The organism is Lachnotalea glycerini (genome assembly GCF_003201285.1).
Lineage (GTDB): Bacteria > Bacillota > Clostridia > Lachnospirales > Lachnospiraceae > Lachnotalea > Lachnotalea glycerini.
In genome coordinates, this window is the sequence record NZ_QICS01000001.1 from 321,507 (window position 1) to 337,508 (window position 16,002).

Consider the following 16,002-nt stretch of genomic DNA (forward strand, 5'->3'; position numbering starts at 1 on the left):
TTATGCCTAAATATGCTTTCAAAAAATATCATTCATATGTTGAAAAAAGCCGCTTCTAGTACAAAAGGAGGTAAGCATGTCAGGTAGTAGTCAGGAATTTAATAATTGCCTGAAACAGTTTAGGCTTCATAACCGTATGAATTTATTCATGACTCTGGTTGTTCAGGTAATTGTGGTAATCACGAATGTTTCGCTTGCTTTTTTTATTATGATGATTGTAAATTCGATGGAACAGAAGAACCAGTCTTTGTTTTTTTGTTCCATGCTCTTTATGTTACTGGTAGTGGTCATCTATTTTCTATTTAGCACTCTGCTGAAATACTTTAAGAATCTTTATATGAAGAGAGCCTTGTCTCAATTTAAAAAGTATGTTTTTGAAAAGATTCTTAAAAAGTCAATCAGCGAATTTAACAATGAATTTTCAGGCAAGTTCATTAGTGCTTTCACCAATGACTTGAATTCAATCGAGATGAATTATTTAAATGGTAATATTGCTATCTTCAATTACGGGGTTATGTTTTTTATTGCTATTTTGGCTATGGCTTATGTCAATCTTGTTATCACCTTGTGTGTGCTTTTTGGTTGTCTTATTCCCGTTGCTGTTTCATTGATTCTGGGAAAGAAATTGGTCGCTAAGGAGAGGAAAACCTCCGATGAGAATGCTACTTTTGTAGATCAGATAAAGGATTTATTAAACGGATTCTTAGAAATTAAGAGCTTTAAGGCAGAAAACGAAGTACTTGCGTTATTTGGAGAGCAAAATTTTACCTTAGAAGAAACCAAGAGAGAGCGGCGTGATACAAATGATACCATGTTAATCGCTGGACAGATTTCTTCTTTGGTGGTTATTATCATCATTTTTATTCTGGGAATTATTTTTATTTTTAAAGGTACAATGACGATTGCTTCAGTTCTTGGCTGCGTACAGCTTTCTAATTATATTACTGATCCCATTAAACAACTGGTTTCGCTGATTAGTAATAAAAAAGCCTCTATAGGCCTGATTAGTAAACTGGCTGATATCATTAAAGAGAGAGTGAATCAGGCTGTCAAAGAAATACATATCAACGAAATCAAAAGGGGGATTACCCTAAAAGATGTTACACTGAAATATGAGGAAGGCACCTATATATTGAATCATATAAATATGGTCTTTTCGAAAGGCAAAAGCTATGCCATAGTTGGAGGCAGCGGTAGTGGTAAGTCTACGCTGATAAAGCTTATGCTGGGATATTTTGAGAATTATGGTGGTAAAGTGGAATATGACGACAAAGAACTTTCAACAATTAATTTAGACAGCTTGTATGATGTAGTCTCTGTGATTCAACAGAATGTATTCCTGTTTGATAAGAGCATTAAGAATAATATTACCATGTTTAAGGAATTTGATGAAGAGAAAATGGAGCATGCTATTTCGCTGGCAGGACTTAAGAATCTGATTGCAAAAAAAGGTGAGGATTACAACTGCGGTGAGAGCGGTTCGAACCTGTCAGGCGGTGAAAAACAAAGGATTTCTATAGCAAGGTGTTTACTTCGGGAAACACCAGTACTGCTTATGGATGAAGCTACGGCATCCCTTGATAATGCCACGGCATATCTGGTAGAGAACCAAATTCTGCAGATTGAAGGAATTACAAGAATTATTGTAACGCACAGACTGGAAGAGTCTTTGCTGCGTAAATACGATGAAATCCTTGTAATGCGTGATGGAAGGATTGAAGAAGCCGGAAACTTTGAAAAACTAATGAAAGCAGGCGGCTATTTTAGTGCTCTGTTCCTTGTAGCAAAGGAAGGCTGCTGTGAAAGTTAGGAGAAATTTTAGAGGAATTGGGGAAAGGGAAGGTTTATGATTTTAGAAAAAGATAAATTGAATAGAAAGATTTATTCTTTACTTTTAGTGACGTTATTTCTGGGAACTGCTTCTATGATAGGATATCTGTTTCAAAAGTTAGAGTTCTCTGAAACCAATATAGTAATTGTATATATTTTGTTTGTTTTATTATCGGCCAGGTTAACATCAGGATATTTTTATGGTATTTTATCATCAATAGCCTCTATGTTTGCCTATAATTATTTGTTTACAGAGCCATATTTCACATTTCAAGTAAACGATCCCGGGTATATAATAACTTTTATAATCATGACTATAACGGCTGTTATTACAAGTGCGTTAACATCCAGAGTGAAGCAAAATGCTGTAGAATCATCCAGAAAAGAAATAGAAACCAGAGCTTTGTACCAGCTTACCAATCACTTGACAGATGCAATTGATATGCATGACATTGCAAAAATCACAGCAGAAACAATTAGTGAGATAGTTTCATATAAAATAGGATTTCTTTGCTTTGATGAGAATGGAGTTCCTGAAAAATCATTTGTTCAGCAAGTCTCAAAGGAAAAATACATTTATAGGGAAATTGATGATATTAAGCAAATCAAATATAGAATTGAAGAATTACGAACTGCATATTATATAAGTGATGAGTTCTGCGATTGGCCAATCTATGGAAGAGAGACAATTCTTGGAATTCTTCGTATTCCTAAAGAAATTTCAGAGAGTTTAAAGGATTCACAGATTAAATTATTGCATACAATGTTAGAAAGTACGGCTCTGGCAATGGACCGGTTAAGAGAGTCAAAACAACGTCTTAAATCAAAAGAGGAGATAGTTCAGGAGCGTTATCGTGGTAACTTACTACGAGCGATTTCTCATGATCTTAGAACACCATTATCAGCAATTATGGGTACAGCGGAAATTTTAATGGATATGACAAAAGAACAACAAGAGGAGTATATCTTAGTATCTGCCATATATAAAGATGCAGATTGGTTACGTTCTCTTGTAGAAAATATTTTGAATTTGACTAAGCTTCAAGAAGGTAAATTAGTGATTAACAAACAGTATGAGGTGCTAGAAGAACTGATTGGTAGTGCAATTGGGCATTTTTCACGCAGATCACTAGAGTTTGAGATTACAGTAGATCTACCTGAAAAAATTATCATGATACCAGTAGATGCGAAACTGATTATGCAGGTACTAATAAATCTTATAGATAATGCTATGAAACATTCCAAAATAAACAGTGAAATTCGGATTGAGGTAATGGAAATGGAGTCTAAAAAGGAAGTTGAAGTATCTGTCATTGATCATGGAGAAGGAATTACGTCCGAAGATTTACCAAATATATTTCAAATGTTCTACACATCAAATTGTCGAATTACTGATGTAAAACATGGTATTGGATTAGGGTTAAGTATATGTGAAGCTATCATTCAAGCACATGGAGGAACCATAAGGGCGGAAAATAGACAAGATAATTGTGGAGCGATTTTTCGTTTTACTTTACCAATGGAGGAAAAAATATGAGTAATTACAATGAAACAATTCTAATTGTTGAGGATGATCCTCAAATACGTAATTTTATAAAATATACAATAGAAAAAGAAGGGTTTCAATTATTTAGTGCTGCCAATGCACAAAATGCATTAAATATCATCGTTACGGAAAAAATTGATTTAATTATTTTAGATTTGGGATTACCAGATTTTGATGGGATTGAAGTAATTCGAAAGGTCAGAGAATGGTCAGAAACACCTATTATCGTTGTTTCAGCAAGGGATCAAGATAAAGAAAAAGTACTTGCACTTGATACAGGAGCAGATGATTATATTACAAAACCTTTTTCGGCAACAGAATTATTGGCACGGATCAGAGTTGCTATCAGGCATTTATATAAAAAAGGAATAAAAGCAGTACAGCCATATTTTTTGGTAGGAGATTTAAAAATTGATTTTGAAAGCAGGATTGTATCGGTGGCTGGTACGGAAATACATTTAACGCCAAATGAATATAATTTGCTTAATTTACTCTCAAAAAACGCTGGAAAAGTAATAACTACAGGTAGTATTTTAAAGGAAATTTGGGGTATGAATTATGGATCAGATACACAAGCACTAAGAGCTCTGATGGCTGGTCTAAGAAGAAAAGTTGAGAAAACACCTGCAAAACCAAGATATATTATTACTGAAATTGGAGTGGGTTATAGATTAGTTGATGAATGAAAACTGCTTTGGAAACAAAGCAGTTTCTTTATGTAAAAATCTCACACAAATCTCACACAAATAAAAGAATTCTCACACTGAAGTCACAACTTAAGAATTAGAATATAAGTGAATACAAGAGGAGGTGTTTATTATGACAGGACAAAATAAGAATGAAACTAAATTCAATCAGTTGACTTTGAGTGCACAGGTAAGAGAATTAATAAAAAGTGATCTATATGATGATTGCTATAAGATAATAGTAGAAGAAATGATGAATTCACCTCATGCACCAGAACCACATAATCTTATGGGAATGATTTTGGAATGGCAAGGAGATCATCTTTTAGCCATGAAGCACTTTAGAGCATCATGGGATTTAGATCCCTCCTATTTGCCGGCAAGGCATAACCTTGATGTATATGGATCGTTCTTCTCAAGGAGAATGGGGGCATATGATGAAAGCGATTGCCCAGCACTTGAGGAAAAGAATCCTTATAAATTGGAATATGGCGAAAATAATATTGGGCATGTTGCGAGGAGGAATACATATGAAAATCAATGATATAAAGGATGATTATCAGATCTTGATAATTGGATGCGGCAGACTTGGTGCAAGTATTGCGAATGCATTATCAAATAGAAATAGAAATGTAACTATTGTAGACATAAATAAGGATTCTTTTCGGAAACTGTCACCATCTTTTAGTGGATTGTCAATGGAAGGGGATGCAACAGATATAAAAGTATTAAAAGAAGCAGAAATAATTAAAGCAGATGTTCTAATAGCTGTTACAGATAATGACAATGTAAACATTCTCATTGCACAGATGGCGAAAAGTATTTTTGATATAAAGGAAGTAATTGCGAGATTATACGATCCTGAGAAGGAATGTGTTTACAAAGAGTGTTGTATTCAGACCGTTTTCCCAGCTTTGTTATCGGCAAATGAAATTGACCGAATTCTAGATAAGGAGGAAAAGAATGAAAAATAAAGTATTATTAGTAGGTGGATTCCATAAGGCAACAGCCTTAGCAAATTCACTCATCCACAGAGGATATTTAGTAACAATTATAAACGAAAATTATTCTGATTGTATGAGTCTTGCTGAAAACAATAAGTTAAAAGTTATTCATGGAGATGGATCGAAACCATATGTATTAGATGATGCGGAAGCATATGATAATGAAATAGCAATAGCACTTACACAGCATGATGAAGATAATCTTGTGATTTGCCAATTGTGCAAAAAAAAATTTGGAATTAAAAAAACAGTGTCATTAGTGAATGATCCCAAAAAAACAGATTTTTTTCACAATATGGGAATTGATTCAGTGGTGTGTGCGATTAATACAATTACAGGAATTATTGAGCAACAGGCGTTTATGGATGAAATGGCTACTGTTTTACCTATTGGTCAAGGAAACCTAAGTATTGCTGAAGTACCAATATCACAGTCGGCACCAAGTGTGGATAAAAAAATATGGGAAATAGATTTACCGAAAGAAGTCATTATTGGCTGTATCTTGAGAGGTGAAAATAGTATGGTTCCAAGAGGGGATACCAGACTTTTAGCTGGAGATATACTTGTATTAATTTCTTCTAAAGAAAACCAAATATCAGCAATCAGAGAGTTGACAGGAAGGTGATGACAATGAAAAAATTGTTTGTACATTCTGGTAGTATTGGAAAACTAATACTTTTGGTTAGTTTATTCATTATTCTGCCTTTAATAATAATACCATTTTATCCGGAAGATTTAATATATACTCCGTCATTTCTAATACCAGGATTACTCTCTGCTGTTTTAGGGATATTAATTTGTGTTGTAACGCAAAGTACAAATAATGAAGAGACATTTACAACAAAAAGAGGTAGTATTACTGTATTATTTGTATGGCTCTATAGTTTTTTTATTGGAGCACTTCCATTTGTATTAGGCGGACAGTTGACCTTTATTCAAGCTTTGTTTGAATCAGTAAGCGGTTGGACAACAACAGGACTTTCTGCTATGGATGTAAGAGAAGTACCAAAAATATTTTTGTTTTACAGAAGCTTTATGCAGTATTGTGGTGGTCTTGGATTTGTAATGGTTATGGTAATGCTGATTCAGGGAAAGCAGGCAATGAGCTTGTATAGTGCAGAAGGTCATTCAGATCAATTAGTACCCAATCTTGGGAAAACGGCTAGAACCATATTTTTAATGTATATGACGTATCTTTTGCTAGGTACAGGGCTCTACATAATCTTTGGAATGTCAGCATTTGATGCAATAAATCATTCTATGTGCGCATTATCAACAGGAGGGTTTTCAACACAATATGACAGTATTGGAGTATACAATAGCATTGCTATTGAAGCGGTGACAATATTCCTAATGATTATTGGAACAACTAATTTTGCTGTATTACTGTTAATTTCCAAAAGAAAATTTAAGCAGGTGGCAAAAGTAAGTGAAGTAAGATTTTTACTTCTATTACTCATATTTACAGTTCCAGCTGTTGCAGGTTCTCTTGCATCTGGTTTATACATTAGTATGGGTGAAGGCTTTCGATTATCTGTATTTAATATTGTTTCAGCATTGTCAACGAGTGGATTTTCAACCATGTCATATGCGCAATGGCCTGCATTTAGTATTGGAATGATGATAGTTCTTATGATAATTGGTGGTGGTATTGGATCAACCGCAGGCGGTATGAAATTGACCAGAGTTTATTTAATGTATCGCATAATGAAAGAAAACATAAAAAAGCGATTATTAGCATCAAGGACAGTTAGCAATCCCTATTTTTATAGAGCGCAGGGAAAGACTTATATTGATCAAACTTTGGAGTCAGATACGGTTGGATTTATATTTCTTTATATTGTAATATTCATTATTGGCTCACTATTAATAACTTTAACTGCATCTTGCTCATTAAGTGATGCTATGTTTGAATTTGCCTCATCACTTGGTACAGTAGGACTTTCCATTGGATTGACTGGACCTGCAACAAACAAAATGACACTTATAATTGAAATGATAGGAATGCTTTTAGGTAGACTAGAAATCTTTATTGTAATAATCGGTGTTCATTTAAGTATAAAGCATGCATCTAACTTCTTGAATACTAGGGTTAGGAAAGTGAATTAGATAACTTAGTAACAAATAAGCCAGTTGTCATTGGATAAGAATTTTTTTACTTAAATATTATTTAAAGTTTCTCTCTCAGCCTTACCGCCTTAGCAGCACTGCGACGACGTTCATCTTCAATAGCCGCGTAGTGCTTTTTGGTTGTGTTAACGTCCTTATGGCCTAATACGTCAGCAACCAGATAAATATCACCTGTTTCACGATAGAGATTCGTTCCATAGGTGCTTCGAAGCTTATGCGGCGTAATGTTCTTAAGCTGCGTAACAAGCTTTGAGTATTTCTTTACCAGATTTTCTACAGAGCGTACATTGATTCTTTTATTTTGCAAGGAAAGAAATAGAGCATTCTGACTTTTATCCTCTGCTATGATAAGTTCACGCTCCTCTAGGTAATTCAGTAATGCAAGCTCAACCTCTTCTCCAAAATATACAACTACTTCATTTCCACCTTTTCTATGTATCTTAATTCCACCGTTTTTGAAATCAATATCAGTGATGTCCAATCCAACACACTCTGATACACGGATTCCTGTACCGAGCAAAAGTGAGAGCATAGCCAAATCACGAAGCTTTGTTTTAGAATGGAATTGCTGCTGCTTCTTGGTTAAGCCAGTCCCCTGTTCGACTTCATCCAATAGAGATGCCACCTCATCAACATCAAGACGGACAATGTTTTTATCATGTATTTTGGGCATAGTAACAAGCAGAGCAGGGTTTTTTTCAATTAATTCTTTTTTGTAGTAATAATTATAAAAGGTTCTTAAAGCCGCAAGCTTTCGCATTTTGCCTCGTTCATCATTTGTATGTTCAGTGCCGTCTTTTACATAATACTTTAAATAATCAAGATATTCTTCAATATCAACGGCCTTAATCTGATCTAAAATAGAAAGCGGAATTTTAGTAATATCCATTGATCTGCAATAGGAATTGTTTTCATGTAAAAATATAAAAAAGGTACGTAGGTCATAAGCATAAGCAATACGGGTTCTGGAAGAGGTAGAAGGCTCAATTCCCCTGAAAAAATCACTGCAAAATTTGGGCAGTGAAGCAATCAGAGTACGAAGCTTCATTGCATTATCAATATTCACCTGTTCATGATAGGTATGTTCTTTCATGTTGATATCCTCCCATTTGTCTATTTCTATTATTATAAAGCATTGAACCTGAATGCAAAATAAATTATTTCATTCGTTAAAATATTTTCAGTAAACGTTATTATAACATAAATTGTAGAAGGGTGCATACTGTTGTGTTATAATATGGAAGATTTCTTTTATAGTTTGCCAGAAAGATTATTTCGCAAAATCTTGGCACAGTTAAAACATAATAAATGATACCGTATACTCTTAATGCATTCGCTTATAATAATAAAAGAGTGCATGATAGTATGCTGGTAACTTGGAGGATAGGGCATGAGATATCACTGGGACAAAAAATATTTATATTGGGGCGTTACTGCTTTTTTTGTGATTGCAGTAAGTATTCTGTTCTTTTACGGAGTTTTTCACAATAACAAATTAGTTAATTTTTTTGACAAATTGATTACTATTTTAATGCCCATTATTTATGGGATGATTATTGCTTATTTACTGGCACCGGTAGTCAATTATTTAGAAAAACATATTTTCTTCCCTTTCTTTTTTAATAAATGTAATATGAAACAAAAGAAAAAAAGCAGAAAACGTATCCGAGGACTCGCCATCTTTATTACACTTTCCATTGCAATTTTAAGTGTGGTTGGACTATTCTCGTTATTACTGCCACAATTATTTATCAGCATGAGCAGCCTAATTGCAACATTTCCAACTAATTATGAAAATTTCTCCAAATTACTTGGAGAAATATTAGTTAAAAATCCTGATTTAGAATCCACGGTTACTTCTAATTTAGATGCTGTCTCAGGTTATATCGAACAGTATCTCAATCAACAAATATTACCGAAAATGAATGATATTTTCGTTCAATTTTCTTCGGGTATTTTGAATTTCATAGGTGTGCTAAACAATCTCCTGATTGGAGTCATAGTTTCCATCTATGTATTAAGCAGTAAAGAGCTTTTTGCAGCTCAATCGAAAAAACTGGTATATGCTGCCCTAAAGCCTTACAGAGCAAATATTTTAATCAAAAATCTTCGTTTGACCAATGATATGTTTAGTGGATTCATCAGTGGCAAGCTTTTAGATTCCTTTCTTATTGGAATACTATGTTTCATTGGTACCAAATTATTGAATACGCCGTATCCCGTGCTTGTTAGTGTAATTATTGGAGTGACAAATGTAATTCCTTTTTTTGGACCTTACTTAGGGGCAATTCCCTGCGGAATATTAATTCTGTTTGTAGATCCTCTTCAATTTTTTTATTTCATCGTATTTATTATTATATTACAAACCTTTGACGGCAATATATTAGGACCCAAAATACTTGGACATTCAACAGGTCTGTCTAGCTTTTGGATTATTGTAGCTATTTTGTTAGGCGGAGGCTTATTCGGAATTTTGGGTATGTTCATCGGTGTACCTGTATTTGCAGTAATATATGCCTTAGTGAAAGCGTTCGTAAATAGGAGTTTAATTGCACATAATCTGCCTCATAAAACAACCGATTATTATAATTTAGATTATATTGATGAAGATACCTTTCACAAATTTTATAACCGTAATGAAAAAGAAGAATCCAAGCTTCATTCTAAGCTTGAAGAAATAAAAGCTAAAATAGAGGTAAAAGAGGATCAAAACAGAAGCAATAATACAAAAAAATAAATCACTCATCATAAGTAATTACTTAATGTGACTTAGTTACAGAATTGAGGATTATAGAAGCTTATAATCAAAACAAAGTAGAAGAAATGCTTATTTGGGATAAAAACGTCCTAAAAAGTTAAATCTTTAACATAGTTATTCTAAGAGAAGGAGAGTAATTACTATGAATCAGAAAACGATTATTATTGGCGGTGTGGCAGGTGGTGCCAGTGCAGCAGCACGCCTGAGAAGAAGAGATGCAGCAATGGAAATTATAATGCTTGAGAAAGGCGATTATATTTCCTATGCAAACTGTGGGCTTCCATACTATATCGGAGATGTCATTCAAAACAGAGATGCTTTATTACTGCAAACACCACAGGCCATGAAAAAGAAATTTAATATTGATGTCAGAATTTCATCAGAGGTCATAAAAATTAATCCAGATGAAAAAAAGGTTCTTATTAAAAATCAAAAAACAGATGAAGAATATGAAGAGAGCTATGATAAATTGATTATTGCAACCGGTTCTTCACCAATTAAACCTCCAATTGAAGGGATTGATAACGAAAGTATTTTTACCTTGTGGACCATACCGGATATGGACAAAATCAAAGCATACCTAAAAAGCAACACACCAAAACGCGCGGCTGTGATTGGCGGAGGTTTCATCGGCTTGGAAATGGCAGAAAATCTGCACGCCGAAGGTCTAAATGTGACTCTAATAGAAATGCAAAATCAGGTAATGGCACCGGCAGATTTTGAAATGGCACAATTATTGCATGAAAATATGAGAGCCAATAATGTGAATCTTCTATTAGGGGATGGCGTTAAATCATTTTCCAATGAAAACGGCATCACATCTATTTTATTAAACAGTGGTAAAACCATTCAGGTAGATATGGTTATCTTATCAATTGGGGTTAAGCCAAACAGTGCATTGGCCAAGAATGCAGGAATCGCTCTAAATAGCAAGGGAGGCATCATAGTTGATGAACATCTGCAAACCTCAAAACCTGATATTTATGCAGTTGGTGATGTGATAGAGGTAGATAATTACGTACTTAAGAATAAAACCATGATCCCTTTGGCAGGTCCTGCAAACAAGCAGGGACGTATTGTGGCAGATAATATTGCAGGAGACAAGAAACGATATAATGGCTCTCTTGGAACAGCAGTTGCCAAGGTATTTGATTTAAGTGTTGCAACGGTTGGTATGAACGAAAAAACACTAATGACTCAGGGCAAGGAAAAAAATAAGGATTACTATACCGTATTAATTAATCAGAAATCACATGCCGGATATTATCCCGATGCAACACCAATTACACTGAAACTGATATTTGACCATGAAGGTAAGATATACGGAGCACAGGCGGTAGGACAGGATGGAGTAGACAAGCGAATTGACACTATTGCTGTAACAATGCGGTTAAATGGTACAATATATGATTTAACGGAACTTGAATTGGCTTATGCGCCTCCTTTTTCTTCCGCTAAGGATCCTGTGAATATGCTTGGCTTTGTAGCTGAAAATGTTTTAAACGGCTATGTTTCATTTATCGAATACAATGAAATGGATGAGATGATTCTAAACAGTGATCAATCAAAGTACACAGTGCTTGACGTTACTGAGGATATTGAGCGTATGGTATTTCAAATTCCTGATTCCCATCATATTCCATTGGGACAGTTAAAAGAGCGCTTTCATGAACTAAACAAAGAAAAGTTAATCATTACGTATTGTGCAATCGGAGTCCGCTCCTATAATGCCGCCCGATTACTCATGCAAAATGGATTTAAAAGGGTAGCGGTATTATCAGGCGGAACATCCTTTTATAAATCGATGCATCACGCGGATATGCTGAAAGAGGAAAATGAAATGAAATCAACTGTTACGGCTGCACAGATTAAGGAAGCACCAAGTGAGAATGTGACAGCCAATCAGGAGCTAAAGGTATTAGACTGCTGTGGTCTGCAGTGTCCGGGACCTATTGTCAAAGTAAACGATGCAATGAGTCAAATGAAGGACTCTGAGATTCTTCGTGTTAGTGCAACTGATATGGGATTTGCCAGAGATATTGAGGCATGGTGTAAAAGAACGGGTAATACTTTAGTGAAAAAGGAACGCAAGGATAAAGAAAATATTGTTTATATAAAAAAGGGTACCGGATTTTGTGAAATGGAACGCAGTACAAATGAAACAGTAGTATTGCCGCAAGGAAAAACAATCATTGTATTTAGTGGAGATTTGGATAAGGTGTTAGCATCTTTCATTATTGCAAATGGAGCTGCTGCAATGGGAAGGCCTGTCACCATGTTCTTTACTTTCTGGGGACTCAACGCTCTTAGGAAAACGGAGACGGTTAAGGTAAAGAAGCCATTGATTGAAAAGATGTTCGGAATTATGATGCCGCAAGGAACTAAAAAACTGAAATTATCAAAAATGAACATGGGCGGCATGGGCACACAGATGATGAAAAAGGTTATGAAAGATAAAAATGTTGACTCTTTAGAAGCACTTATGAAGCAGGCTATGGCAAATGGCGTTAAGCTGGTAGCTTGTACGATGTCGATGGATGTGATGGGAATTACAAAGGAAGAATTAATTGATGGTGTAGAATTAGCTGGAGTTGCTTCCTACCTGGGAGATGCAGAAGAGTCAAACGTAAATCTATTTGTATAGTTCTGTTATAAAGTGAATGTTGCAATTCATTCAATGCCTTGCTAAATTAGTTTCAATCATATATAATTTAATCAGAATATGGAAATCTAAATAGTATCAAAGAATTAGTGATTCATAAAATATTTTTAAATAAAATGGAGGAATGAATATGGCATTCTTAGATAAACTAGGAGAAACGATTTCAACAAAAGGCAAAGACGTTGCCAAAAGAGCAAAGGAACTTGCGGAAGTAGCCAGCTTAAACGCCAAAATAAATACACAGGAAGAAATCATAAGAAAGGCTTATATCGAAATAGGTCAAAAATATTATGAAAAAAACAAACTCGATACTACCAATGAGTTTGGCTCTGAATTTGAGATTATCTCAGAGTCGATGGATGAAATCACTAAAATAAAAAAAGAAATTCAAATTATCAAAAATTATAAGGTATGTTCAAAATGTGGTGCAGAGGCACCTGCAGAAGCACTTTATTGCTCTGTATGCGGCGCTCAGTTTCAAATTGTAGAAGGAAATGCCAAAGAGTCTGATGAAACAAACGATAACATTTATGAAGAGGAATCAATTCACTCAGAGACAAAAGACAAAATTGATTAAGTTTATGAAATCGTTAAGAACATTCTATTAAAAATTTATTAAATATATTTCAACTATATTTTAAAAAGATAATATTAAAAATCCTTAAAGGGTTATTAATGTTATCTTTTTTACTATTTTCGACATCAATTGAATATTTTATAAAAACATACTGATGAAAATAAAAGAAAAAGCAAGAATTGACGAGTTAATTAGACATACCGCCGCAAAAAATTGTCAATTTTATACCTAACTAATTTTGCAAAATAATACAATTAATAGTATAACAAAGCTACCGGAGAGTATAAAAATTAGGAGGTTTAAAGTATGGAGAATTTTTTTGAAGATTTTAGGGACAATTTGCTTGAGCAATATGATACCTGCCCTGCTTACAAGTATCTTTGCGATAATCAGGGATTTGATCCTAATATTCACCTAAACAAAGAAGAGGATATGGAGTCCGTACCTTTTATTGCTACAACTCTATTTAAAAAATCTGCACAAATGTTTACAAGCTTGCTTCGCGTACCATTAGAAACAATTGATAAATGGACTGTGTCAAGCAGTACAAGTGGTGATCCAAGCATTGTAGGAAGAAGAAAATGCGATCTTATGCAAATGGAGAGATTCAATGAATTGAATCGGGGAATTTTTCAACCAGGTAGTTCACAGGAATGCGTTTTCTACCCCGAGCCTGAAGTAATGAAGAGCTATAAAAGCGAGATGATATATGGCAAGAGAACAGAATCTTATATGGGAAATCTTCTAGACTCATTTCATTTTAACGAAGACGCCATATTTTTTGTAAAACAAAAAGGCAATGAATTAATGGTTGATCTTGGAGAATTTAAAAGAGTAATAAAAACGAATGATGGTTTGTCTCATCATTTGTCTCTAAGAGGTTCTACACCACTAATCTATAACGCTGTCAATGAATTAAAGGATGAAATGGAACCGGTAAAGCTGGGAGCAAATGTTTTAGTACATACCGGCGGAGGCGGATGGGATGGTAAAAAAGGTACCATTACTATGGACGCTGCAATTCAAAGAAAGGATTTCGTAGAATGTGTATCACAATTTCTTGGAATTCCAGAGGAAAATTTTATTGATTCCTATTCTTTTACAGAAAATAGTTTTCCAATTACCGGACACTATTCCCCAAAATATAAGGACTACTTATTTCATATTCCAAAATGGGGTCAGGTTATCATAAGAGATATCAAAACACTAAAACCTCTTCATAATCCAGGTGATATAGGCTTTATTCAAATGTTGAATGCGTACGGAACAAGCACCTTTGCGGGAGCATCTATTATAGTTGACGATATTGGACAAATTGTTTCTATGGACGAATGCCCCGATTGCAAAGAAAAATGTATGACAATCAAAATAATTGGCCGTGTAAAGGGAGCAGAAGCAAAAGGCTGCGGAGCTACCTTAAATGTAGAGGGGGAAAAACAGTGAGAATAGAATATACCTGTGGAAATACTGCACTATCAAAGAATATCAACGATCTTAATCTTGAGCTGATCGGCTCAGAGGAAAATGAAATTATAAATGAAATCAATAAACTAAGGGCAAATACAATTAAGACACATGACTTACCGTTGCAGTATACGATTGATTTATTAGACCAATGTGGTAAACTCTGGCTCAATCGGGAGTATTCAAAAAAGCATGTTGAAATCTTATCGCATATCTTAAGTCAAAGTAAAGAACTTGTCATCTATGAGCTAGAGCATACAATGCAAATGCTATTAAAGGAAAATCTTGAAAAAACAATAAAAGAGGAGCTTGGAACAAAAGAAGTTCTGGATACTTGGGTGAATACTGGTTATGGAAAAGTACATCGTCAACCAAGGGGTGTTATATTTCATAATATTTCAGGTAATGCATTTGTCGTTGTTCCAACCAGTATCTCGATGGGACTCTTGTCAAAAAACTGTAACCTAGTTAAGGTTTCTGGTGATGAACCATATTTTGCTTACGCATTTTATAATAGCTTATGTGAAATTGATCCCTCAATAAAAGACAGGCTTTCTGTTATTTACTTTAATAGCGAATATTCAAATATTTATAAGACGATTGTAAAAAATACAGATTGCGTCATTCATTGGGGAGGAGAACATTCAGGTCGAATGATGGGCGAGCTTTGTGCCAAATTTGACAACCATTTAATTATGCATGGTGCTAAAATCAGTTTTGAGGTTATAGATAAAATCAATAATGCAAATCATACCGCCGACCTAATTGCAAGAGATGTAATTTGTTGGGAGCAAAAGGCGTGTCTGTCACCTCGTATCGTATTTGTCAATAAAAATTTAGACACAAAACAATTGGCACAGGCAATTGCAGATAAGCTAAAGGAATATACATCGATTCTGCCAAAGGCATATTTAAATCCCTGGAACTCTATGAAAATCATTCAGGACAGACAGTATTGTCTTTTAAAATATGGGGTAAAGAAGCAGCAGAATGTTGAATTATATTCTTCCTACAATGCTGATTATACTGTTATTTTAAATGATTCCCTGCTCGATAAAGAAGATATTGACCGCTGCTTTAACCGATTTATTTTTGTTTGCCCCTATGAAAGCAGTGATGAAGTGCTAGAGTATATAAACAATAATCTGAAATCCTATTTGCAAACAATGGGATATAGTGGAGATAATGAGGAATTTATCGAAAAAATGACGCTGCTAGGTGTCAGCATTGTAACAAAACCAGGTGACATGTCAATCCATTATCCAGGCACTTCTCACGATGGATTTCATAATTTACAAGAAATGACTTATGTGGTAAGCAGGCAATTATAACAATTTTATAAAAA

Annotated in this window: 13 protein-coding genes; 12 read left to right on the plus strand and 1 reads right to left on the minus strand. The window is 34.5% G+C overall.

Translation table 11 applies throughout. The features are described from left to right. Positions 1–76 precede the first annotated feature (76 nt). The 7 genes from C8E03_RS01310 (at position 77) to C8E03_RS01340 (ending at position 7,175) form a co-directional block, all read left to right on the plus strand. On the plus strand, positions 77–1,810 hold the full coding sequence (locus C8E03_RS01310) for an ABC transporter ATP-binding protein (protein ID WP_110290071.1): 1,734 nt from the start codon (positions 77–79) through the stop codon (positions 1,808–1,810). A gap of 36 nt (positions 1,811–1,846) precedes the next feature. Continuing rightward, a complete protein-coding gene (locus C8E03_RS01315; protein ID WP_242993331.1) occupies positions 1,847–3,367 on the plus strand; it encodes a sensor histidine kinase in 1,521 nt (506 codons plus the stop codon). Beyond that, entirely contained in the window at positions 3,364–4,062 is a 699-nt protein-coding gene (locus C8E03_RS01320) for a response regulator (RefSeq protein ID WP_110290072.1), read from the plus strand. The genes C8E03_RS01315 and C8E03_RS01320 overlap by 4 nt, the downstream gene beginning before the upstream one ends. A gap of 133 nt (positions 4,063–4,195) precedes the next feature. Then, positions 4,196–4,606 carry a hypothetical protein gene (locus C8E03_RS01325; protein WP_110290073.1) on the plus strand — a complete coding sequence of 137 codons (411 nt, stop codon included), beginning with the start codon at positions 4,196–4,198 and terminating at the stop codon, positions 4,604–4,606. Continuing rightward, complete coding sequence (locus C8E03_RS01330) at positions 4,593–5,036, plus strand: potassium channel family protein (protein ID WP_094376788.1); 444 nt, start codon at positions 4,593–4,595, stop codon at positions 5,034–5,036. Before C8E03_RS01325 ends, C8E03_RS01330 begins: the two co-directional genes overlap by 14 nt. Beyond that, positions 5,026–5,691 (plus strand): potassium channel family protein, encoded by a 666-nt coding sequence (locus C8E03_RS01335; RefSeq protein WP_094376789.1) that lies wholly within the window; start codon positions 5,026–5,028, stop codon positions 5,689–5,691. The genes C8E03_RS01330 and C8E03_RS01335 overlap by 11 nt, the downstream gene beginning before the upstream one ends. Positions 5,692–5,696: 5 nt before the next feature. Continuing rightward, positions 5,697–7,175 (plus strand): TrkH family potassium uptake protein, encoded by a 1,479-nt coding sequence (locus C8E03_RS01340; protein WP_110290386.1) that lies wholly within the window; start codon positions 5,697–5,699, stop codon positions 7,173–7,175. 61 nt (positions 7,176–7,236) lie between these two features. Here C8E03_RS01340 and C8E03_RS01345 read toward each other — a convergent pair whose 3' ends face one another. After that, on the minus strand, positions 7,237–8,289 hold the full coding sequence (locus C8E03_RS01345) for a tyrosine-type recombinase/integrase (protein WP_094376790.1): 1,053 nt from the start codon (positions 8,287–8,289) through the stop codon (positions 7,237–7,239). A 297-nt stretch (positions 8,290–8,586) separates the two neighbouring features. Between C8E03_RS01345 and C8E03_RS01350 the strand changes: the two genes are divergently transcribed. From C8E03_RS01350 to C8E03_RS01370, 5 genes are all read left to right on the plus strand, one after another. After that, entirely contained in the window at positions 8,587–9,933 is a 1,347-nt protein-coding gene (locus C8E03_RS01350; RefSeq protein ID WP_094376791.1) for an AI-2E family transporter, read from the plus strand. A 163-nt stretch (positions 9,934–10,096) separates the two neighbouring features. Then, positions 10,097–12,598: a CoA-disulfide reductase gene (locus C8E03_RS01355; RefSeq protein WP_094376792.1), complete on the plus strand. Its 2,502-nt coding sequence runs from the start codon at positions 10,097–10,099 to the stop codon at positions 12,596–12,598. A 148-nt stretch (positions 12,599–12,746) separates the two neighbouring features. Next, complete coding sequence (locus tag C8E03_RS01360; RefSeq protein ID WP_110290074.1) at positions 12,747–13,193, plus strand: zinc ribbon domain-containing protein; 447 nt, start codon at positions 12,747–12,749, stop codon at positions 13,191–13,193. A 306-nt stretch (positions 13,194–13,499) separates the two neighbouring features. Next, positions 13,500–14,636, plus strand: coding sequence for a LuxE/PaaK family acyltransferase (locus C8E03_RS01365; protein ID WP_094376794.1), 1,137 nt, complete (start codon positions 13,500–13,502; stop codon positions 14,634–14,636). Next, a complete protein-coding gene (locus tag C8E03_RS01370) occupies positions 14,633–15,988 on the plus strand; it encodes an acyl-CoA reductase (RefSeq protein ID WP_110290075.1) in 1,356 nt (451 codons plus the stop codon). The genes C8E03_RS01365 and C8E03_RS01370 overlap by 4 nt, the downstream gene beginning before the upstream one ends. The last annotated feature ends 14 nt before the right edge of the window (positions 15,989–16,002 follow it).

Excerpts from the sequence above, each read along its gene's own strand:
- C8E03_RS01310 (WP_110290071.1), top strand. The coding sequence starts at position 77 with ATGTCAGGTAGTAGTCAGGAATTTAATAATTGCCTGAAACAGTTTAGG.
- C8E03_RS01315 (WP_242993331.1), top strand. The coding sequence starts at position 1,847 with ATGATTTTAGAAAAAGATAAATTGAATAGAAAGATTTATTCTTTACTT.
- C8E03_RS01320 (WP_110290072.1), top strand. The coding sequence starts at position 3,364 with ATGAGTAATTACAATGAAACAATTCTAATTGTTGAGGATGATCCTCAA.
- C8E03_RS01325 (WP_110290073.1), top strand. The coding sequence starts at position 4,196 with ATGACAGGACAAAATAAGAATGAAACTAAATTCAATCAGTTGACTTTG.
- C8E03_RS01330 (WP_094376788.1), top strand. The coding sequence starts at position 4,593 with ATGAAAATCAATGATATAAAGGATGATTATCAGATCTTGATAATTGGA.
- C8E03_RS01335 (WP_094376789.1), top strand. The coding sequence starts at position 5,026 with ATGAAAAATAAAGTATTATTAGTAGGTGGATTCCATAAGGCAACAGCC.
- C8E03_RS01340 (WP_110290386.1), top strand. The coding sequence starts at position 5,697 with ATGAAAAAATTGTTTGTACATTCTGGTAGTATTGGAAAACTAATACTT.
- C8E03_RS01345 (WP_094376790.1), bottom strand. The coding sequence starts at position 8,289 with ATGAAAGAACATACCTATCATGAACAGGTGAATATTGATAATGCAATG.
- C8E03_RS01350 (WP_094376791.1), top strand. The coding sequence starts at position 8,587 with ATGAGATATCACTGGGACAAAAAATATTTATATTGGGGCGTTACTGCT.
- C8E03_RS01355 (WP_094376792.1), top strand. The coding sequence starts at position 10,097 with ATGAATCAGAAAACGATTATTATTGGCGGTGTGGCAGGTGGTGCCAGT.
- C8E03_RS01360 (WP_110290074.1), top strand. The coding sequence starts at position 12,747 with ATGGCATTCTTAGATAAACTAGGAGAAACGATTTCAACAAAAGGCAAA.
- C8E03_RS01365 (WP_094376794.1), top strand. The coding sequence starts at position 13,500 with ATGGAGAATTTTTTTGAAGATTTTAGGGACAATTTGCTTGAGCAATAT.